Raw genomic sequence first — 19,410 nt, 5'->3', positions numbered from 1 at the left:
ATGGCTTCAACCAAATATACGATCTGTGTCGTGGGTGGAACTGGCGCCGAAGGTGGAGGTCTGGCGCTGCGCTGGGCGCGACACGGTCACGATGTCGTCATCGGCTCTCGCGATGGCGAAAAAGCAAGGACGGCGGCGCGGGAGCTGAATGGCCTGCTTGGAACAGAGGCCATCCGGGGCGTCGAGAGTCGGGACGGCGTGCAGTTTGCCGAGATTGTCGTCCTGGCTGTGCCGTTCTCGGGCCAGATGTCGACAGTGGAGTCCCTGAAGGATGCGTTGCAGGGAAAGATTCTGATCGATGTTACGGTACCGCTGGTCCCGCCCAAGGTCTCAAGGGTGCAATTGCCGGAATCGGACTCCTGTGTAGTTGCAGTTCAATCGTTATTGGGAGATCAGGTTCGCGTCGTTTCGGCGTTTCAAAACGTCTCCGCACATAAGCTGAAGCATCTCGACACACACATTGAATGTGACGTGCTCGTCGCCAGCGATGACAAGGACGCCCGACAGATCGGCATTCAACTGGCGGCCGATGCGGGCTTGCGCGGTATCGATGCGGGTGCGCTTGCCAACTCGGTGGTGGCTGAAAGCCTGACATCGGCATTAATCTGGATTAACCGGACCTACAAGGTGCCCGATGCCGGCATCCGGATTACGGGACTTCCAATCTGATCTAGTGAAAGAGATTGATGGCGCAAGGTCTGTTACTACAGCCATTACAGGGTGTGCCGCTGGTCAAGGTGGGTGACGACCTGGTCGATCTCACCTTGTCCGCGCTCCGCGTCTCGCAATTGAAGCTCGAGGCGAACGATATTCTGGTCTACGCACAAAAGATCGTATCCAAGGCGGAAGGCCGCAGTGTCGACCTGAGGAATGTGACCCCGTCTCCCCGAGCGATCGAACTTGCTGCCGTGACTCGAAAGGATGTACGGCTTGTCGAGTTGATCCTGTCCGAGTCGGCGGCGGTCGTTCGCGCGAGGCCTGGCGTCCTTATTGTCGAACATCGGCTGGGCATGATTCTGGCGAATGCCGGCATCGATAGGTCGAACGTCGACGGCGCGGATTGCGCCCTGCTGTTGCCGCTCGATCCAGATCGCTCGTCGCAGCTCATGTGCGATGCGTTCAGGAGGCAAGCCGGCGTGGAAATCGGAGTGCTCGTTATCGATAGCATCGGCCGCGCCTGGCGTAACGGCACGATCGGCACGACCATCGGCGCCAGCGGCACGCCGACTCTGCTCGACTTGCGCGGGAGGCCCGACCTCTACGGCCGGCTACTCGAGACGACGGAGGTTGGATGGGCCGACGAACTGGCGGCCGCGGCATCGCTGGTTATGGGACAGGCTGGTGAGGGATTTCCGGTCGTGCTGGCGCGTGGGCTGGCTGTGCCGTCACAGCGTGGTACCGCGCGTGGTTTGCTGCGTCCAATAGAAAAGGATTTGTTTCGTTGAATGCAAGTTCGGGTAAGGTGATCGCCCTCGCGGGTGGCGTCGGTGGCGCGAAGCTTGCCGACGGTCTTGCGCAGGTGTTGCGCGAGAAGCTGACCGTGGTCGTCAACACCGGCGATGATTTTGAACATCTCGGCCTGCGCATCTCGCCCGATCTTGACACGGTGATGTATACCTTGGCCGGACTGGCGAATCCGATCCAGGGATGGGGTCTGCAGGGCGAGAGTTGGGCGTTCATGGAGCAGGTTGCCCGGCTTGGCGGTCCCGAATGGTTTCGTCTCGGCGATCGCGATCTCGCGACCCACGCCATCAGAACCAGCCGCCTGAATGGGGGCGCGACGCTGACGGCGGTGACCGCCGAACTGTGTCGGTCCCTTGGTATCGTCGCGCGGATACTGCCGATGTCCGATGAGCCGGTTAGGACCGTTATTCGCAGTGGGGACGATCTGTTTTCGTTCCAGGATTATTTTGTGCGCTTGCGCTGTGAGGTGCCGGTCTCGGAGATATCTTACGAAGGCTCAACATCGGCAAGATTCAACCGCGAGCTTGTCGGGATCGGTGCGGCGGATCGACCGGCAGCCGTTATTTTTTGTCCATCCAATCCTTACCTTAGCATCGATCCGATTCTTGCCATTCCCGGCGTCCGCGATTGGCTGCGGGCGCTGCAGGTACCAGTGGTGGCTGTGTCGCCGATCGTCGGCGGCACCGCGATCAAAGGGCCTGCCGCGAAGATTATGCTGGAACTCGGCGGACCGGTTTCGGTGACGACTATCGCGGAACACTATCGTGGATTGATCTCGGGAATTGTCATCGACGAGATCGACGCGCAACTTCAGGATCAGATTGAAGCGACCGGCGCTGCCGTGCGAGTGGCGCCGACAATCATGCGCTCTACCGCGGACCGCGTTTCCCTTGCGGAAACCTGCCTTGCTTTTGCGGACGACCTCGGGCGACGGCTCTTGTCAAGGTCAGGGAACTGATTGTGTTGTTGATCCTGATCCCATGCAAGAATCAAGATGCAATCAAGTGGAAGAAACCGCTCGGGTTCTATCTCGCGCGCGGCCTTGGCCATCAGTTCTGGCGACGTGACAATATCCAGATCGTGCCGGTGGTGAAGACAGGCGGCGACGAGATCATGGGCATCACGCTGGATCTTCAGGGCCTGGAGTTCGCGCTCCTTGTCGGTGACCACGATGTCACGGGCACCGGGCTCGATAAGGCTCCTTTACAGGCCTGGCGCCCTTGTTTTCCGCATGGGAGAGACTGCACATAAGGCGAATGGGGACCCGGCGACGGTGATTTTCCGATCCTTGTGGAGACACTCTTTCAGCTCCAAACGTAGAGAATCTTACCGCCGAGCAGTTGCTCACTTCGGACTTCTCTTCGATGTTCAGCACTGACTCTCCTGCCGCAGAGCAGCATCTTGCAAGGCTCGGCTGCCTGGTCGCACGACGAACTCGTGGGAGAGCCGCTGACACCCGCGGAGCAATCGGCACTCGACGATCTAAAGAATGAAGTGGTGGATGGCGCTGCCACTTGGCTCTTCCGAAGTCCGGCGTCTAGTTGAAGGAGCTGTGTTCCTGTATCTGCAGAAACGCCGTGGCACGCCTGCGTCTCGTCTCACCGAGCTGAAACCTGAGACCCGCGGGGCCATCATCGACGCTCTTGAGGAGAGTATTGACGTGCGCGCTGTCTCGAGAGGTAGTAAGCCAGCGCCTGCCATCTTAAGCCAACGGAATAAGAAGAGCGAGTGCGCAGGCTTAAGTGTCTTGCGTCCTGCAAGAACATCTGCGATACAAAATCGTCCGACCAGACGATGAGGGAGAGATCGGCGTTGGCTAGGCCAGCGTCGGCGCCGAAGGAGCAACCCCCCGGGAAACTCTCAGGCACAAAGGACCGCATCGTTGGACAATCTGGAGAGTGACGCTTCGAGCGTCCACCGAAGGGGAAGTCTGAAGCTCTGAGGAGCGGCGGATCAAGCTCTCAGGTACCGAGACAGATGGGGATAGCCGGTTCGAACGACTTTCGAACCATGTCTTCACTCTGGTCGAAAGAAAACTTCAGTGCCGCACATCGCTGTAATCGGCGCCGGTATCACCGGTGCAACGACTGCTTATGCTCTTCGTGAAAAGGGTTACGAAGTCACCGTATTTGATCGACATCGTTATGCGGCGATGGAGACATCCTATGCCAATGGTGGCCAGCTTTCCGCCAGTAATGCTGAGGTTTGGAATAGCTGGTCGACCGTAATGAAGGGCATGGGATGGCTATTCCAGAACGATGCACCGTTATCGCTTAATCTGACCCCGAGCTGGCACAAGTATTCTTGGCTCGCTGAATTCGCCGCCAACATTCCCAACTACCGAACAAATACGATCGCAACAACTCGCCTCGCCATTGCGGCCCGGCAGCATCTGCTGGCGATGGCGGAGAAAGCTGAGATAAACTTCGATCTCGAACGGCGTGGTATCCTTCACATCTATTATGATGCCGACGATTTCCGTCGCGCGATGGAAGCAAACAAGCTGCTCGAGGAAGGAGGTTTAGTCCGCACCGCCGTCTCGGTTGAGGAAATTCGCTCCATCGAGCCGGCACTAGAAGGTAAATATTTCGGCGGGTTTTTTACACCGTCGGATTTCACCGGAGATATCCATAAATTTACGCGTGGATTGATGGATTATTGTCGGCGAAAAGATGTTCAGTTCGTAAGTGATGCCGAGGTTTCGGATATACTTTCGTCCGATCATGGCATCGATATCAATTGGACTCCGGCTTCGACGCAGTCGGATAGTCACGTTGCCAAAGCTCACTTTGATGCAGTTGTGATCTGCGCGGGCGTTGCAAGCAGGCATTTGGCGGCCAAACTTGGGGACCGAGTCAACGTTTATCCGGTAAAGGGCTACTCAATTACGGTTGAACTTGAGGACGTGGAAAATCAGAACGCCGCGCCCTGGGTGAGCTTACTCGATGAAAAAGCCAAGATTGTTGCGAGCCGCCTTGGACCCAATCGATTTCGGGTCGCGGGTACGGCAGAATTTAGTGGTGCAAATCGCGACATTCGCGCCGATCGAGTTCAGCCTCTGGTCGATTGGACCAGGCGATTGTTTCCGGAGCTGAATACAAGCCGAGTCGTGCCCTGGTGCGGCCTCAGGCCGATGATGCCGGATATGATGCCGAGGGTCGGACCTGGCAAGAGGCCAGGGGTCTTCTACAATACCGGTCACGGCCACCTAGGCTGGACGCTTTCAGCTGCAACCGCAGGGATCGTTGCCGATCAAGTGGCGATGGGCAGGTCGTCAAGTTAGTCCGTAGGCGAATCGATAATCACCGCGATCATTTCCTGCTCGGTTGCGCGCAGATTATTATCGGCTTCCCTGCACACGGTCTAGCGATGCTCGGAAGAGCGCGCTCAGCAAAGGTGCGCAAGAAGCCTTGCTGCACGCGTTATATTATTCGGTAATAGAGACGACTTCACTGTCCGGCTCGTCGGGCACAAGGACGACCGTGCGCACTCTCTAATCGAATACCCGCCGACCAGCAGCTTTCCAAGCACGTCAATTTCTCGAGGGGGGTCATCTTGCCTGCGGCCAGCTGCTTTCCGGCAGTGACGACAAAGGTTAGGGATGGGCACCGGCGAAGTTCGAGTTACTTAGCCGCGTCTTGTGGGCGCGCCATAGCGACCATCCGCGGGTACTTCGAAAGCAGCAGCACGCCTGGACCCGCCACTGAAGGGCTGGCTTGCGGCGCGAAAGAGCATCCATGATCTGGCTACGTAATTTGCCTAGCTATTGAGTAGATAGGTGCGAACGTCTTCGATGTGCTTGCGCGCAAGCCGCTCGGCCGTCGCCGGATTTCGTCTTACAATCGCCTCGACGAGGTCGGCATGTTGCCGGTAGGCAGTCGCTCTTCGGTCGGCGGTGCCCCGGCCATCGATTGCCATCGCGGTACGGTAAAGGTCGGACCAGAAGACCTGTTCGCGCGTTGCATTGACCGCATCGAACAGGTGCAGCAGAAGATTGCTATGCGCGGCTTCAGCAATAACTCTGTGTAGCGTCGAGTCCCAGCGAAAATAGTTCGAAGAATTCGGAGCTCGTTCCATCTTCTGAAAACAATGCTGAAGTCTGGAAATATCGTCGGCCGTGGCTCGTAATGCGGCGAACGATGCGCACTGCGGCTCAATGGCTAAGCGCGCTTCGAACACCTCTGCCGGATTGGATCGCTTGCTGATTAATGCCATTTCATCGCGAGATTGTGGTGCCCGGCCGCCAACGAACGTCCCCTGTCCGACGTGCCGCCATATCCGGCCCTCGGCCTCTAGCTTGGCCAGAATGTCGCGCAGCAAACCGCGACTGATGCCTAATTTGCCGGCAAGCTCTCGTTCCGGCGGTAGCCGTGAATTCACCGGATAAATTCCGCCATCCAGAAGGCGCCGTACTGCCGCGAGTCCTGACACGAGTTTTGCTGACACTGCATCCTCCATCGAACCAATTGTCGCGTTGGTACGCACTTTCAAAACAACATCTTTCTTCTCAAACAAAGGCTTAGTTACAGTCGTCACCATCCGTTGACCGAAAAGCCCAAATTGGCTCATTTTTGTGCCGTTGGCAAACGTCAATTCAAAGCACGTTATCGGCAAGGATACGCAGTGTGACACGCAGCATGGATCAAGACGACGTCGTCACCATCATCGAGTTGTTCAATCGTTCGGTATGCCGCGAGCTCCGGTTTCGAGACGGTGAGGTCCAACTGGCGCTTCGTAAGGCGATCAAGATAGACGACAAGCAGCCAACCGTTCGAACGAGCCTCCCATCCGGGCTCGCGCCGATCGGAACCGCCTCGGCAGCGCCTTTGGCACCTCCGACGACCTCTCCGGTGTCTCGCGCGCCAAGCGTACCCGGAACGGAAATCAAATCCCCCATGCTCGGCATTTTTTATCGGTCTCCATCGCCTGACGCGCCTCCCTTTGTTGAGGTGGGCCAAAAGATCGAGGCGGGCGCGACCTTGTGCATCATCGAAGTTATGAAAGTCATGAATACCGTTCGAGCCGAACGCTCTGGAAGGATCTCTGCAGTGTATCCAGAGAACGCGACGATGGTGGAGTTCAATGAAACGATCATGGTCATCAAAGAGGATGCCTCGGAGTGAAGCGCGTTCTCATAGCCAATCGTGGAGAAATTGCCGTTCGGATCGCGCGGTCCGCTCTCGCATCCGGCCTGGAGGTCGTCTCGATATTTTCCGAGGCCGACCGGGGAATGCTTCACACCCGGATGTCACACAAAGCGATTTGTATTGGGCCATCGGCATCGGCAAAAAGCTATTTAAACGCATCGGCTATTATTACGGCTGCGATTGCGCAAGGGTGCGACGCGATTCATCCAGGCTACGGGTTTTTGTCGGAAAATGCGGCCTTCGCGTCGGCCTGTGAGGAAAACGGCATCACATTTATTGGACCAGCCGCCGAAACAATCGTCGCGATGGGCGACAAGGTGAACGCCCGCAAGGCCGCGGCCAGTCTAGGAATAGCTACCGTTCCGGGAACGATCGAGCCGCTAGCGGATGTCCGCGATGCAACCTTCGAAGCGAAAGCGATCGGCTTTCCGTTGTTGCTCAAGGCTGCGGCTGGTGGTGGCGGGCGAGGCATGCGGGTAGTGAGAGAAGAGCGGGAATTGGCGGAAGCATTTTCCCGTGCATCCGCCGAGGCGCTTTCTGCATTCGGCGATGGCCGTATGTACATGGAACGCTACCTTGAAGACATCCGCCATATCGAAGTGCAAATTCTGGCCGATGCCCACGGCAATGTCCGGGCACTCGGCGAGCGTGACTGTACGATCCAGAGACGGCATCAAAAGCTTCTTGAAGAAGCGCCGTCTTATGAACTCGACAGTGCGATACGTCGTGAAATATCCGATGCGGCCGTCGCTTTGGCGCGTGCAATCAACTATCGCAACGCGGGCACCATCGAATTCGTCTTCGATCGCCCGAGCCGACGATTCTACTTTATCGAAATGAATACCCGAATCCAGGTCGAACACCCTGTCACCGAGATGATTATGGGCGTCGACATCGTCGAAGAGCAATTGCGCATAGCGTCAGGTATGCCGATCGACGGAATGCCAAATACGACCGCGAAGGGGCATGCGATCGAGTTTCGTATCAATGCGGAGGATGCCGACGCAGGATTTCGACCTAACCCAGGAAGGATCAAGAACTGGCTCCTTCCGATGGGTGAGGGACTTCGGATCGATACGCATTGTGAAGCCGGCACATTTGTACCCCCATACTACGACTCGCTGATCGCGAAACTTGTGGTCCATGCCGGCACACGGAACGAAGCGATCGAGCGCTCCAAAGCTGCTCTGGCTGTTTTCAAAGTCGAGGGCGTATCAACGACGATTCCTTTCCATCAATCCATCCTCCTGAATAACGACTACGTGGCAAACGACGTCAATACGCGCTGGGTCGAAGAAGTATTTCTCGCCAGAACTTAATCGTCGATCAATGAAACGCTCATGCGTTGGTATGGTGCAAAATGACTGACTTCTCCTATGATTTGCCTTATCCGTCGGCCCGAGCGCCGGTCTCGGCACGCAACATCGTTGCGACGTCTCAACCCTTAGCCGTTCAGGCTGGGTTGCGCATGCTTCAAGCTGGCGGCAATGCGGTCGATGCCGCGCTCGCAAGCGCAATCACCCTCACTGTCGTTGAACCAACCGCGAATGGTCTTGGAAGTGACGCATTCGCGATCATCTGGGATGGAAAGGCGCTGCATGGTCTCAACGCATCCGGTCGCTCGCCGGCGGCTTGGTCCATTGAACGCTTTTCAAACCTGAAGACGATGCCGCGGCGCGGTTGGGACAGCGTTACGGTGCCCGGAGCGGTTTCAGCCTGGGTCGCGCTAAGCAAGAAGTTTGGTCGTTTGCCGTTCGAATCTCTGTTCGAGCCGGCCATTTCCTATGCGCAGAATGGATTTATCGTAAGCCCGGCCATAGCCTCGACCTGGCAGCGCGTCGCTGGAAACTACCCGGCGACGGTCGGATACAATCAAGCCTTCCTTCCAAGCGGCCGAGCTCCCGAAGCGGGCGAGACTTTCCTCTTTTCAAACGTCGCGTCGTCGCTGCAGCAGATAGCTCGCAGTCGTGGCGAAGCATTTTATCGCGGGGCTTTGGCAGAACGTATCGTGCGCCACGCCGCTGAACACGGTGGTGCGATGACCTTGGACGATATGGCCACTCACCAAGCGGACTGGTGTGATACGCTTCAGGCTGCATATGGCGATTTCACCCTTCACGAGATTCCTCCAAGCACCCAGGGAATTGCTGCGCTCGTTGCATTGAAGCTACTGCGGCATTTAGGAATCGAAAAATATAAGCCGGACACCGCGCTGGCGCTTCATTTACAGATTGAAGCGATGAAGCTTGCGCTCGTCGATACGGACGCTTTTGTTGCCGACGAAAGTGCCATGACTGTGTCGTCGGCAGCGATGCTCGATGATGCCTACATCGCATCGCGTGCATCCCTTATCGATATGGCACGAGCAGGCGATCCAAAGGCGGGTGCTCCTACAGCTGGAGGAACGGTTTATGTGGCGACCGCCGATGCCAGTGGGATGATGGTCTCATTTATTCAGTCAAACTACGAAGGATTTGGCTCAGGCGTTGTCGTCCCGGATACGGGCATCAGCCTCCACAATCGCGGTTATGGCTTCTCGCTTGACCCCACGCACCCAAATGTCGTTGCGCCTCGCAAACGACCGTTCCACACGATTATCCCCGGTTTTGTAACAAGAGCAGGTAAGCCTTTGATGAGTTTTGGCATCATGGGTGGGCCAATGCAGGCGCAGGGTCATCTTCAACTCCTGCTACGGACGCTGATCTGCCGGCAAAATCCCCAGGCGGCTTCTGACGCCCCCCGATGGCGCCTCGTCAGCGGCCGAAAGGTGGCAATCGAGACGGGCTGCGAACTAAGCGTGGTCGAGCAGCTGCAAGCAATGGGTCATGAGATTCAACGCGAGCCGCCGGAGGCGTCTTGGGGATTCGGCGGCGCACAATTGATCTGTCGGGTCGACGGCGGATATGTCGCGGGATCTGATCATAGGAAGGACGGCCATGCGGCCGGCTTTTAGAGGGTGCAGAGTTGGAGAGCGCAATGGACGTCAAGCCAGATACTTTAGTTCGCAATCGAAAGCCGGTCATTTCTGGAGCGACAAAAGGGAGGGTTATCCTAGACGGTCGTGAAATGCTGTTGCTTACGGCCAACAACTATTTGGGATTGGCGGCCGATGAAGAGATCGTCTCCCGAGCCTGCGATGCCATACGACAGTACGGATTGGGTTCGACGCTTAACCCGCCCTTGGCTACGACCCCTCTTCACGACGCGCTTTGCGATGCGCTGGCGCAATTTCACCAGGTTGACGCCGCCTTGCTCTTCAATTCATGCACGTCCGCGAACGTAGCTGTGGCTTGCACATTGGTCGGAAAAGGCGATCGCATTTTTAGCGATCGTCTCAATCATGCAAGCATTGTCGACGGCTGCCGGCTCAGTTCGGCGGAAGCAATCGTCTACGAGCATGGCGATTTGGATGATCTTGGAGCATTACTTGCTACGCCTTTCGACGGACGCAAGCTCGTGATCAGCGACGGTGTCTTCAGCATGGAAGGAAACTTTGCTGATCTACCCGGGCTGATCGCCCTCTGTCGCAAGCACGATGCGCTACTGGTTGTCGATGAAAGTCATGCCGCTGGCGTGGCGGGTCCGGGTGGACGTGGGACTGCGGCCTTGCAAGAATGTCTTGGGCAAATCGACCTTTACACGGGTACACTATCAAAGGCGTTTGGCGGTGCAGCGGGAGGCTACGTCGCTGGACGGGCCGATCTGATCCATCGTCTGCACGATAATGGCCGGTTCTATATTTTCACGTCATCGATACCTGCATCGTCGGCTGCTGGCGCGCTAGCGGCGATCGAAAGGATCATGCGAGGAGACGATGCGGTTCGACGACTGGCCGATAATACACGGCGGTTGCGCTACGGATTGCAGTCACTCGGGTTAACACTGTTGGGCGACAGTCATCCGATTACGCCAATTTTGATTGGTGATGAAGAGAAGGCTTTGGCGCTTAGTCGCGGCCTCTTAGATGAAGGCGTCTATATCGCAGCAATCACTTATCCCGTCGTTGCGCGCGGGGAAGCGCGCTTGCGTGCACAGCCGTCGGCCGCGCACTCGCTTGATGATATCGACGACGCGGTATCTGCCGTTGGTCGGGTGGCCCGACGCCTTGGCATTCTATGAACGAACCAAATGAGAGATTGGTCTTTCTCGTAACTTCAAAGAGCTGTTTGTAAAACAGAGACTTAACGACCCGAGCGCCAGCGATTTATGGGCCGTTGACCCCGTAAGGTCAGATGGTCCAGCGTGCAAAGGCTTCGTAGTTTGCTCAATCAGCAGAGAGATTGCCCTAGCTGTGATTATTGACCAAGCCGAACTCAGCGCAGCGCGACACCGAGCCGGTCTTCAGGAGGACAAGGAATCGACCGATCGCGCCATGATCGAGGCCGGAGCACCGCGCCTTCGCTTGCAAACGAACTACATTCATTTTGCGTCGGTCGCATGCTTCCTATTCTTCTGGTTCATCCTGTCAAAGACGCTTCCGAGCGATGTATTACCCGGGCCTGTACCCGTTTTCGCGACTTTATGGAGCAATCTCGCAAGCGGTGAGTTTTTTTACGATGCCGCCTGGACGCTCTCGCGTGTGTTCCTGAGCTTCATCTCGGCCATGATGATCGGCGTTCCAATTGGAATCGCGATGGGACTTAATCGACGTGTGGAGGCTGCCGCCGTAATCTGGGTAATGGTTTTTCTCACAGTTCCGGGTCTTGTGTACTTGATCCTTATGTTCATGTGGTTCGGCTTGAACGAGGTGTCGACAGTTCTGGCAATCACGGTCACCGGCTTGCCGAGCGTGATCATTGTCATCTGGGAAGGCGTCAAGACGATCGATAACAAATTGACGTCGATGGCGCGCGCCTTTGGAGTGCCACGGACCCGACGCATAAGCGGAGTGCTCCTTCCGCAGATGTTGCCATTTTTCTTTTCAGCGACGCGCTTCGGTCTTGGCGTCATGTGGAAATTGACGGTCTTTGCCGAATTGATGGGACGATCTGAGGGGGTCGGCTTCAAGCTGAATTATTGGTACCAACTTTATAATATGCGGCAAGTGCTCGCGTGGACGCTTTCTTTCACGCTGGTGATGCTTCTCATAGAGCTGGGGATCATCAAACAATTAGAACGACGGCTATTCATATGGCGTCCGAGGGCGGTGCTATGACCGAAGCGTCCACCTTAAGCCGGCCTCTGCTCGGGACCGACGAGCCCAAAGTTTCTATAGAGCGGATTTCAAAGGCCTTCCGTCATTCGGATGGCGAAGGGTTTTGGGCGCTGCGAGATGTCGATCTCGTCGTGCGGAACGGTGAATTTGTCTGTCTTGCCGGACCATCCGGCTGCGGCAAATCGACTATCTTGAATATCCTGAGCGGTCTCGATCGCACTTTTTCGGGTAAAGCTCGGATTGACGACCGGAACGTTCTCGATGTGGCCGACGGTCGGACGTTGTGCGGTTATGTTTTTCAGGAGCCGCGCCTGCTTCCGTGGCTCTCTATCGAAGATAATCTTGCGTTTGTGCTCAGGCAGAACGCGCCTTCTCGTCAAGTAGTTAATGAACTCGTGTCGCATTGGTTGGAATTGGTCGGCCTTTCACGCTTTAGGAAAAGTTATCCCCATCAGCTGTCGGGCGGAATGCAGCAGCGGGCATCGATTGCCCGAGCTTTCGCAGCAGGCCACGATCTCCTTTTGATGGATGAGCCTTTTAGCGCATTGGACGAGGTTACCGCGCGCAACATGCGCTACGAACTCCTAAGCCTCTGGCAAAAGTCTAGGAAGACCGTGATTTTTGTCACGCACAACCTGCACGAAGCGTTGTTTTTGGCCGACCGAGTCTTGCTGATGGCCAGTCGGCCTGGGCGCATCCACCGCGAGATCAAAGTTTCGTTGGAGCGCCCGCGAAAAGCTGACGATCCCGAGCTTTTGGCGATCACGCGGACGCTGGCGGAAGAGTTCGTCAGCAGCTCAAAGAATTCGAGCGTCGAATGAAACTAATATCAACGACGGTACAGAGAGGGCGATTACGGTGATGAAGCCAGCAAAGTTGCTCAAGCTTGCCGCTTGTTTTGGTTTCTTGTTTCAACTTTCGACCGCGCGTGGTGAGCCTGCAATCGTTGTTCGAGGCTCGGGGCTCGAAAATGTCTTTGTCATGGCTCCCATCTACGTCATGAAAGAGCAGAAGTTCGATCTGGCAAATGGGGTCGATTTTCAACTGAAGATGTATGCCAACATCGAAGCGGTCTATCAGGCCATGCGAGCGGGCGATAGCGAAATGGGTCCCGGAGGGTGGACCAACGCATTGCAATGGCGCGCGACCGGCTCTCCTTGGACCGTTGTCTATCCGATAGCGCTGGGAGCGGGCGTCGATGTTCTCGTTCCCCCGGGCTCTTCCATCAAATCGTTAAGCGATCTCAAGGGCAAGAAAGTCGCAAGCTACGCCGGCCCGACTGGGACAGCAACGATGCTGCTTCGGACGTTGTTAGCCGACTATTACGGTTTCGATCCCGCGAAAACGAGCGATCTGCAATATGGCAGTCCCCCGGTGTTGATCAACGCGCTCAAGCGGGGGGAAATCGATGCGCTTGTGCTGCTCGATCCATTGGCCTCGAAGCTGATGGGAAATGGCGAGGCGAGGTCGATTTCGAATTTGGTCGACGATTATCAAGCGAAGTCGGGCAAGAAAATGCTGTGGCTTGGCTGGTTGGTACATGAAAAGCTTCTGCAACGTTCGCCAGAAGCCGTCACTCGCGTACTCACTGCTTATCGTCAGGCTTTGGACTATCTCGACAAGCATCCGGACGAATGGAAACGCTATGCCAAGCCAAGTGGGATCGATGACGCGGGTCTAGAGCTGTTGATTAAACGCACGAAGCACGATTTGTCGGCTGACTGGAACCAGGGGGTGATCGACGATTTGGAGGCATTTGCCCCTCATGCGTCGTCTATTCTTGGAACGGATATCTTCCCGGCGAAGGTTCCGGAAGGGACCTTTTCCCTGAAATACGCGCCAAAACCGTGATTGAAGGCAACAGCGCACGGTTGAAGCTTCGTGAGCCTGCGATCGAGGCAGGTGAAGCGCCGCGGAAGAGTCGGCATTCATGACGCAACTGCCAACACTTGTCGTGACGGGCGCGCTTGGTGCCGGAAAAACGAGCCTTATCACGCAGGTCATTGCACGCGGGCTGCCTGATACGGCCATACTCGTCAACGAATTTGCCGGTTTGGCGATCGACCAGGACATCTTTGAGCTCAACGGCGTGCCGGCCGTTGCGCTTTCTGGCGGCTGCATTTGTTGCTCTGTGCGTGGCGATGTTCGTAAGGCTCTGCAAGCACTGCTGTTTGCCCAAGCGCGGGGAACTTCCACACCTATTCAGCGCGTTGTTATCGAAACGTCCGGCATGGCGGATCCGTTAGCGCTCATCGAGGAATTCCTGGCAGATTCAGTACTGCTAAATCGCTTTCGACTTGCCGGCGTGCTGACGGTCGTCGACGCCACGATGCCGCCGCAACATTTCGAACGGAACCGCCCGATTGGTAATCAGGTCGCGGTCGCGGACCGGATAGTGTTGAGCAAGGTCGATCTTCCGGAAGCTGACACCACCGCAGTGACGGAAGCAATCCGCAGGATTAATGGCACTGCGCCTTTGTCGAAATGCCAGGAAATCCTTGCGTCGAACAGTAAGTTGTTTGATCCCGTCGGCCTACAACAAAATGCGATGCGTTCAGTTCGTCCTCATGATCACGGCCCTTCGGACGTGCGAGGCCTCTGTATCGAAGATGCGCCAGGAAGTAGCGCCGATAGCCTGTTAGCTTTCATCGCAGAATTGGTAGAGATCTGCGGCGCCGCACTGATAAGGCTCAAGGGCATTGCGCAACTAGAATCGACCTCGAGTGCTCTTATTGTCCACGTTGTTCGAGGGCGTCTTTACCCGGCGCAACAATTGAAAACGTCCGCCCTCATCGATCGCCCGCGGCTGATCGCCATCGTCGCGTCTACGCATGCCGACGCCGCGGTGAGGTGCGCGAAAGCGAACGGTTTGGCGTTGACCGGATAGGGCGATAATCGCGACTTTCAGAAAAACCTTCGGAGACTTCCCGTGAAATCGGACTATCTGCTTACCAACGGTAACGTCATCACCCTTGATCGGTCGTCAAGGATCGCGGAGGCCGTGGCGATCCGCGGAGACCGGATCGTCGCTGTAGGGACGACAGCCGAGGTGTCTGCGTTGTGTCATCCTGACACCAGGAAAATCGACCTTGGCGGCAGATCAGTCTTGCCTGGTTTCTTTGACGCTCATCCGCATATGGATCGCGAAGGGTTGCGCAATTGCGGCGGTATTTCGCTTGTCGGACTTAACTCCGTGAGCGCAATCGTGGATAAAGTTGCCGAAGCCGCTCGATCTCGGCCCGAAGGCGAGTGGATTGTTCTGATGCCGATGGGTGGTCCTCCTTTCGACTATGTCAATCATCCATCGCTGTTGCGGGAGGGACGATTCCCAAATCGTTACGATTTGGATGAAGTCGCGCCCAATCATCCGGTTTACATCCGCAATGTTTGGGGGTGGTGGGCGCGTCCGCCGTATCCGGCTATTGCTAATAGCTGCGCGTTGCGGAGCGCGGGAATCACGAAAGAAACGTTGGATCCGTACAACATCAAGATCGAGCGTGATGACAGGGGCGAGCCGACCGGCGTCTTCTTGGAAATGAACCGCGTTTCGATTCTGGAATATACGCTATTCCAGAAAATACCACGCTTTACGCAGGACGATCGCTTGCGGTCCGTGCGGGAGGGAGCAAGAGCCTACAGTCGCTTAGGCACAACGACGGGATACGAGTCGCATGGCTTAACGCCCGCGATCATGCGGGCCTATCGCGAAGCCGATGAGCGTGGCGAACTTTCGGTTCGGATCTCTGCGCCGCTCAGCCTGCCGACCTCGGCGAAATCGAGGCGAGATATCAGCGATCTCCTTTATCAATGGGCTGCGCCGGCTGGAGGAAGGGGTTCAAATACCGGAAGATTTCGGTTTTCCGGAGTTACCGTGGACCACGCGGACCCCAATATCGCTGGCCCGATCGCGCGCGATTATCCATATGAACAATGGGCGGGCTTCTTCTCTCAAGGGATTACCGATTCAGAATTCATCGAGATTGGGACTGAGGCTGCGAGGCTGGGGTTACGCCTTAACACGGTCGTCGCCACTAGCCCGCCCTATCATGCCACCGAGCGGACGATCAGGATGTTGGAAGAGATCGACCGGGAGGTCCGTCTTCAGGATCTGCGCTGCGTGGGATTCCACCTCAACGAGGTCAATTCAGATCAGTTGAAGCGCATCCGTGAACTTGGCCTTACGATTTCGCTTACGCCATCTTTCATATATTCGCATTCAACAGGCCTTGGTCTCGATCGGCTCGGTCAAGACGCCGTTCCCATCAAGGAAGTGCTGGACGCCGGAATTCCCATCGCACTCGGCTCCGACAATGTGCCGCCATCTATGCTCTTCACATGTTGGGAAGCACTGGTGCGCTGGGATGACCACAATAGGCAGTCGCTCGGCAAGAGTAACCTAACTCGGGAAGAAGCTCTTCGCATTTGCTGCCAGACTCCACATTACATGAACTGGGAGGAAAGTAGCCGCGGTACAATCGCAGAGGGTATGGCCGCCGAGCTCGTCGTTCTGGATGGCAATCCGATGACTTGTGACGTCGATCTCCTCCCACAGCTTAAGGCGGACATGACTGTTGTTGATGGGCAGATCGTGCACGATGCGATCGTTGCAACTTCGGAGATGCAAGATGTCTAAAACAATCAGATTCGTTGAGGAAACCCTGCGCGACGGCCAGTTGTCGTTATGGGCGACGCGCATGGATACGCGGACGATGTTGGGAATTGCAGGCACCTTGGACGAAGCCGGTTTTCAGCGGGCCTGCATATCAAGCGGTGCCGCATTCGACACCGCCATTCGGTTTTTACGAGAGGATCCCTGGAAGCGGCTTCGCCTGGTGCGGGCCGCAATGCCGAAGACACCGATCGAATTTCTCGTCCGGGGACGCAACCTGATTGGATGGAAGCGCTATCCGGATGATATCGCCGCGCTGATGCTGCGATGCCTCAAACGTGCAGGCTTCGACTGGATGCTTATTTTCGACGGTCTGAACGATTTTCGAAACATTGCCTTCCATATGGCTTGTGCCAAGCGCGAGGGCCTGAAAGTTTCGACCTATTTATGCTACGCGGAGAGTCCGGTCCACACGGACGAGTATTTCGTCAAGAAAGCACTCGAGCTGGTCGAGCTTGGCGTAGATGTGATCAACTTCGGTGATCCTGCAGGGTTGTTGAATGCTGCCCGTGCTCAAACGCTGATGCCAGCTCTTCTGTCGTCAATTGCGGATCGCGCGGATTTATTGATCAGCGTCCATACCTCTACCGGTCAGGCGCTGGAGTGCTACGAGGAAGCCATGCGTCACGGAGCGCGTTCCGTGTCGACAGTCGCTTTGCCGCTCGCAAACAGTGAATCCCTGCCATCAACAATTGATATTATGCGCAGCACTGAAAAGTTGGGCTTCGACTGCGGGGTGGATCGACGAGCGGTGGAAAAGATCGATGCCTATTTTGCATACGTAGCTTTGCGCGACAGCAAGCCGGTCGGAAAGCCGGTCGTATATGATGAACAAGCTTACCAGGAATATTGTGGGCACCAAATTCCGGGAGGCATGATCTCGAACTTTGTAAACCAACATCGTGAAGCCGGCACTCTTAATCTCCTACCAACGATCTTGACAGAGATGGCGCAAGTGCGAGCGGAACTTGGCCACCCTCCGATGGTGACTCCCTGGTCGCAATTGGTGGGCGTCCAGGCGACGCTCAACGTTACGACAGGACAACGGTATGCCACGGTGCCCGATCAGCTCAAACTGTATGCACGCGGCTCGTATGGACAGATACCGGCACCAATAGATCCAAATGTACTGGATCGGCTGCTTGCCGGAGGGCCTTCTACTCCAATCGATCCGTTGGCATTCGACGGCGAGCCCACGCTGCGGGAGATTCGCGCGCAGAATGCATTCGCGTCCGATGAAGAGCTTATATTGCGAATTTTCTATGATGAAGCCACGCTTGCCGAAGCACGACGGCTCACGAAAGGAATCAACCTGAGCGCGGTCGTCGACCGGCCCGTTAAAGCATTGGTCGAAGCAGCGGTGGCGGCACCGATTGAGAGTTCCGTCAATCTTGAGGTAAAAAGCAATCGAGAGAATTTAACGTACGGAGACGCGTCGCATGTTCTTGAAGTGATCAGAGCCGCTGACGGCCTGGATCGGGTTGATCTGCAGACGCCGGCTTATTCGCTCTCCGTTGAGGCGACGTGAGACTGGGGCGATCTCGGTGAACGACGATGCGGCTGTTGCGCGAGGTTTTCTTGCTTTTGGCTCAATAAACTATCAGAAAAGGGACACTGATATCCACAAGCGAGCCGATATCGATCGATGCAGAGTAAGCTCAGTTGTCGAGCTTTCAGCCAGATCTCGAGGAACATGCAAAAGCGAACCAGCAGCAAATGCTAGTTCATAGTTTGTCAGAGAGGGCGGTGATCGCGTGTGGAGGAGTCGGCGAAATGACCACTTCAGTTTTTACAGTGTCGATCGATGATCGCTATTTTGAGGACTATGAAGTCGGCGCGGTATTCGAATTCGGTCCCATAGAAGTTAGCGAAGCAGAGATTGTCTCATTCGCGAAGCGCTTCGATCCGCAAACGATGCACATCGATCCGGTTAAGGCCGCGAGAGGTCGCTACAGCGGCCTGATTGCCAGCGGATGGCATACCATGGGATTGATGATGCGCTTGTTCGTCGACAATTATCTGTCTGCGGTAGCGACGCTTGCCGCGCCAGGGGTCGATGATGTCCGCTGGCTTCAGGTAGTCCGTCCGGGTGATCAGTTACGGCTCCGCGTTTCGATTCTTGAGGCTAGGCCTTCGCGTTCGAAACCAGACAGAGGCTTGGTCGTATCGCGCTTGGAAGCAGTAAATCAAGATAACGCCATCGTAAGCAGTCTCAAAGCCATTAATCTGTTCTTGAAGAGGAGGCAATGATTTATTGCGGGAGATGGCCGCGGCATCCACAGTTCGAAATGTGCCCGGTGGCCGCCGAGTGCTGCGTGTACGAAATCGAACTACGTCCTCCAGAGTGACGGTAACGTGTTCCTGTTTAAGTGCGCCGTCTGTGTCGATACGGCCGTTCTCTGGGATGGTTGGATGCCACCGAAAGACGGATTAACCAACTCGCCGACACTGCAGCCATGGAGCGAATATGAAAATTGCATCGCGTTTAGATGACGACGCATCTTTGCCGGGGAGGCAGTATAAGTTTGACATTTACCGCGGTCGCACATCGCTGAAACCTCCGATCGTGAGCCACCACGCACACGAAAAGAAGTTTGACGATGGGCAATCGTGAGACGTTAATCCCACCATTGAGAAAAATTGAGAGTATCGCTAGGGCGATGGACATGGTGCGATCAAAGCGGCCGTTGACCGCCGTGCTTGCGGGCTCGCGGCCGAGCTCAGCAACACTCGATTTGATGTCACGCGTCTGCGGTAACCCGTTTAAATTGTAGTATCGACAAATACCCCACGACGTGGTTGCAAAATTGCGGGTGCCGACTCGCGACGTCCGCGATCAATCGCTGTTCAGATAGTGAGACCGGCATCAACCAACAAAATGTCGTAGCTCTGGTGAAGTCAGCCGGTACTTTAGAAGATTCCGTCACTGAGGGGGATGAGAGATGCACTTCACTTCCGTGCCGCGGCTCCCGCAT

Annotated in this window: 17 protein-coding genes and 1 riboswitch; of the genes, 16 read left to right on the top strand and 1 reads right to left on the bottom strand. The window is 56.1% G+C overall.

Annotated elements, in window-relative coordinates:
* The 5 genes from npdG (at position 1) to BLV09_RS21540 (ending at position 4,747) form a co-directional block, all read left to right on the top strand.
* Complete coding sequence (gene npdG, locus BLV09_RS21560; protein ID WP_146688824.1) at positions 1–669, top strand: NADPH-dependent F420 reductase; 669 nt, start codon at positions 1–3, stop codon at positions 667–669.
* A 17-nt stretch (positions 670–686) separates the two neighbouring features.
* The gene (cofE, locus tag BLV09_RS21555) at positions 687–1,445 is read left to right on the top strand and encodes a coenzyme F420-0:L-glutamate ligase (protein WP_146688823.1); all 759 of its coding nucleotides are present in this window, start codon (positions 687–689) and stop codon (positions 1,443–1,445) included.
* Complete coding sequence (gene cofD / locus BLV09_RS21550) at positions 1,442–2,422, top strand: 2-phospho-L-lactate transferase (RefSeq protein ID WP_146688822.1); 981 nt, start codon at positions 1,442–1,444, stop codon at positions 2,420–2,422. The genes cofE and cofD overlap by 4 nt, the downstream gene beginning before the upstream one ends.
* A 2-nt stretch (positions 2,423–2,424) precedes the next feature.
* Positions 2,425–2,715 carry a hypothetical protein gene (locus tag BLV09_RS21545; RefSeq protein WP_167558841.1) on the top strand — a complete coding sequence of 97 codons (291 nt, stop codon included), beginning with the start codon at positions 2,425–2,427 and terminating at the stop codon, positions 2,713–2,715.
* Between the two features lie 536 nt (positions 2,716–3,251).
* A riboswitch (glycine riboswitch) is annotated at positions 3,252–3,351 on the top strand.
* A gap of 154 nt (positions 3,352–3,505) precedes the next feature.
* A complete protein-coding gene (locus BLV09_RS21540; protein ID WP_146688820.1) occupies positions 3,506–4,747 on the top strand; it encodes a D-amino acid dehydrogenase in 1,242 nt (413 codons plus the stop codon).
* Positions 4,748–5,223: 476 nt separating this feature from the next.
* Here BLV09_RS21540 and BLV09_RS21535 read toward each other — a convergent pair whose 3' ends face one another.
* Positions 5,224–6,057 carry a FadR/GntR family transcriptional regulator gene (locus tag BLV09_RS21535; RefSeq protein WP_146688819.1) on the bottom strand — a complete coding sequence of 278 codons (834 nt, stop codon included), beginning with the start codon at positions 6,055–6,057 and terminating at the stop codon, positions 5,224–5,226.
* 44 nt (positions 6,058–6,101) lie between these two features.
* On the opposite strand from BLV09_RS21535, the gene accB reads away from it, so the two are divergent.
* From accB to BLV09_RS21480, 11 genes are all read left to right on the top strand, one after another.
* Positions 6,102–6,587 carry an acetyl-CoA carboxylase biotin carboxyl carrier protein gene (gene accB / locus BLV09_RS21530; RefSeq protein WP_146688818.1) on the top strand — a complete coding sequence of 162 codons (486 nt, stop codon included), beginning with the start codon at positions 6,102–6,104 and terminating at the stop codon, positions 6,585–6,587.
* The gene (locus BLV09_RS21525) at positions 6,584–7,930 is read left to right on the top strand and encodes an acetyl-CoA carboxylase biotin carboxylase subunit (RefSeq protein ID WP_146688817.1); all 1,347 of its coding nucleotides are present in this window, start codon (positions 6,584–6,586) and stop codon (positions 7,928–7,930) included. Before accB ends, BLV09_RS21525 begins: the two co-directional genes overlap by 4 nt.
* Positions 7,931–7,971: 41 nt before the next feature.
* Positions 7,972–9,564 carry a gamma-glutamyltransferase family protein gene (locus tag BLV09_RS21520; protein WP_146688816.1) on the top strand — a complete coding sequence of 531 codons (1,593 nt, stop codon included), beginning with the start codon at positions 7,972–7,974 and terminating at the stop codon, positions 9,562–9,564.
* Positions 9,565–9,587: 23 nt separating this feature from the next.
* A complete protein-coding gene (locus tag BLV09_RS21515) occupies positions 9,588–10,730 on the top strand; it encodes an aminotransferase class I/II-fold pyridoxal phosphate-dependent enzyme (RefSeq protein ID WP_146688815.1) in 1,143 nt (380 codons plus the stop codon).
* 172 nt (positions 10,731–10,902) lie between these two features.
* Positions 10,903–11,766, top strand: coding sequence for an ABC transporter permease (locus tag BLV09_RS21510; RefSeq protein WP_146688814.1), 864 nt, complete (start codon positions 10,903–10,905; stop codon positions 11,764–11,766).
* A complete protein-coding gene (locus BLV09_RS21505) occupies positions 11,763–12,587 on the top strand; it encodes an ABC transporter ATP-binding protein (RefSeq protein WP_167558840.1) in 825 nt (274 codons plus the stop codon). The genes BLV09_RS21510 and BLV09_RS21505 overlap by 4 nt, the downstream gene beginning before the upstream one ends.
* A 40-nt stretch (positions 12,588–12,627) precedes the next feature.
* The gene (locus BLV09_RS21500) at positions 12,628–13,617 is read left to right on the top strand and encodes an ABC transporter substrate-binding protein (protein ID WP_100384354.1); all 990 of its coding nucleotides are present in this window, start codon (positions 12,628–12,630) and stop codon (positions 13,615–13,617) included.
* Positions 13,618–13,696: 79 nt separating this feature from the next.
* Positions 13,697–14,653, top strand: coding sequence for a CobW family GTP-binding protein (locus BLV09_RS21495; protein ID WP_146688812.1), 957 nt, complete (start codon positions 13,697–13,699; stop codon positions 14,651–14,653).
* 42 nt (positions 14,654–14,695) lie between these two features.
* Positions 14,696–16,399 carry an amidohydrolase gene (locus BLV09_RS21490; protein WP_146688811.1) on the top strand — a complete coding sequence of 568 codons (1,704 nt, stop codon included), beginning with the start codon at positions 14,696–14,698 and terminating at the stop codon, positions 16,397–16,399.
* Positions 16,392–17,963, top strand: coding sequence for a hypothetical protein (locus BLV09_RS21485; protein ID WP_167558839.1), 1,572 nt, complete (start codon positions 16,392–16,394; stop codon positions 17,961–17,963). The genes BLV09_RS21490 and BLV09_RS21485 overlap by 8 nt, the downstream gene beginning before the upstream one ends.
* Positions 17,964–18,208: 245 nt before the next feature.
* Positions 18,209–18,685 carry a MaoC family dehydratase gene (locus tag BLV09_RS21480; RefSeq protein WP_146688809.1) on the top strand — a complete coding sequence of 159 codons (477 nt, stop codon included), beginning with the start codon at positions 18,209–18,211 and terminating at the stop codon, positions 18,683–18,685.
* Positions 18,686–19,410 lie beyond the last annotated feature (725 nt).

The organism is Bradyrhizobium canariense, assembly GCF_900105125.1.
In the GTDB taxonomy this organism is placed as follows: domain Bacteria; phylum Pseudomonadota; class Alphaproteobacteria; order Rhizobiales; family Xanthobacteraceae; genus Bradyrhizobium; species Bradyrhizobium canariense_A.
The sequence above is the reverse complement of the archived record's forward strand: the minus strand, read 5'-3'. Positions and strand labels throughout refer to the sequence as shown.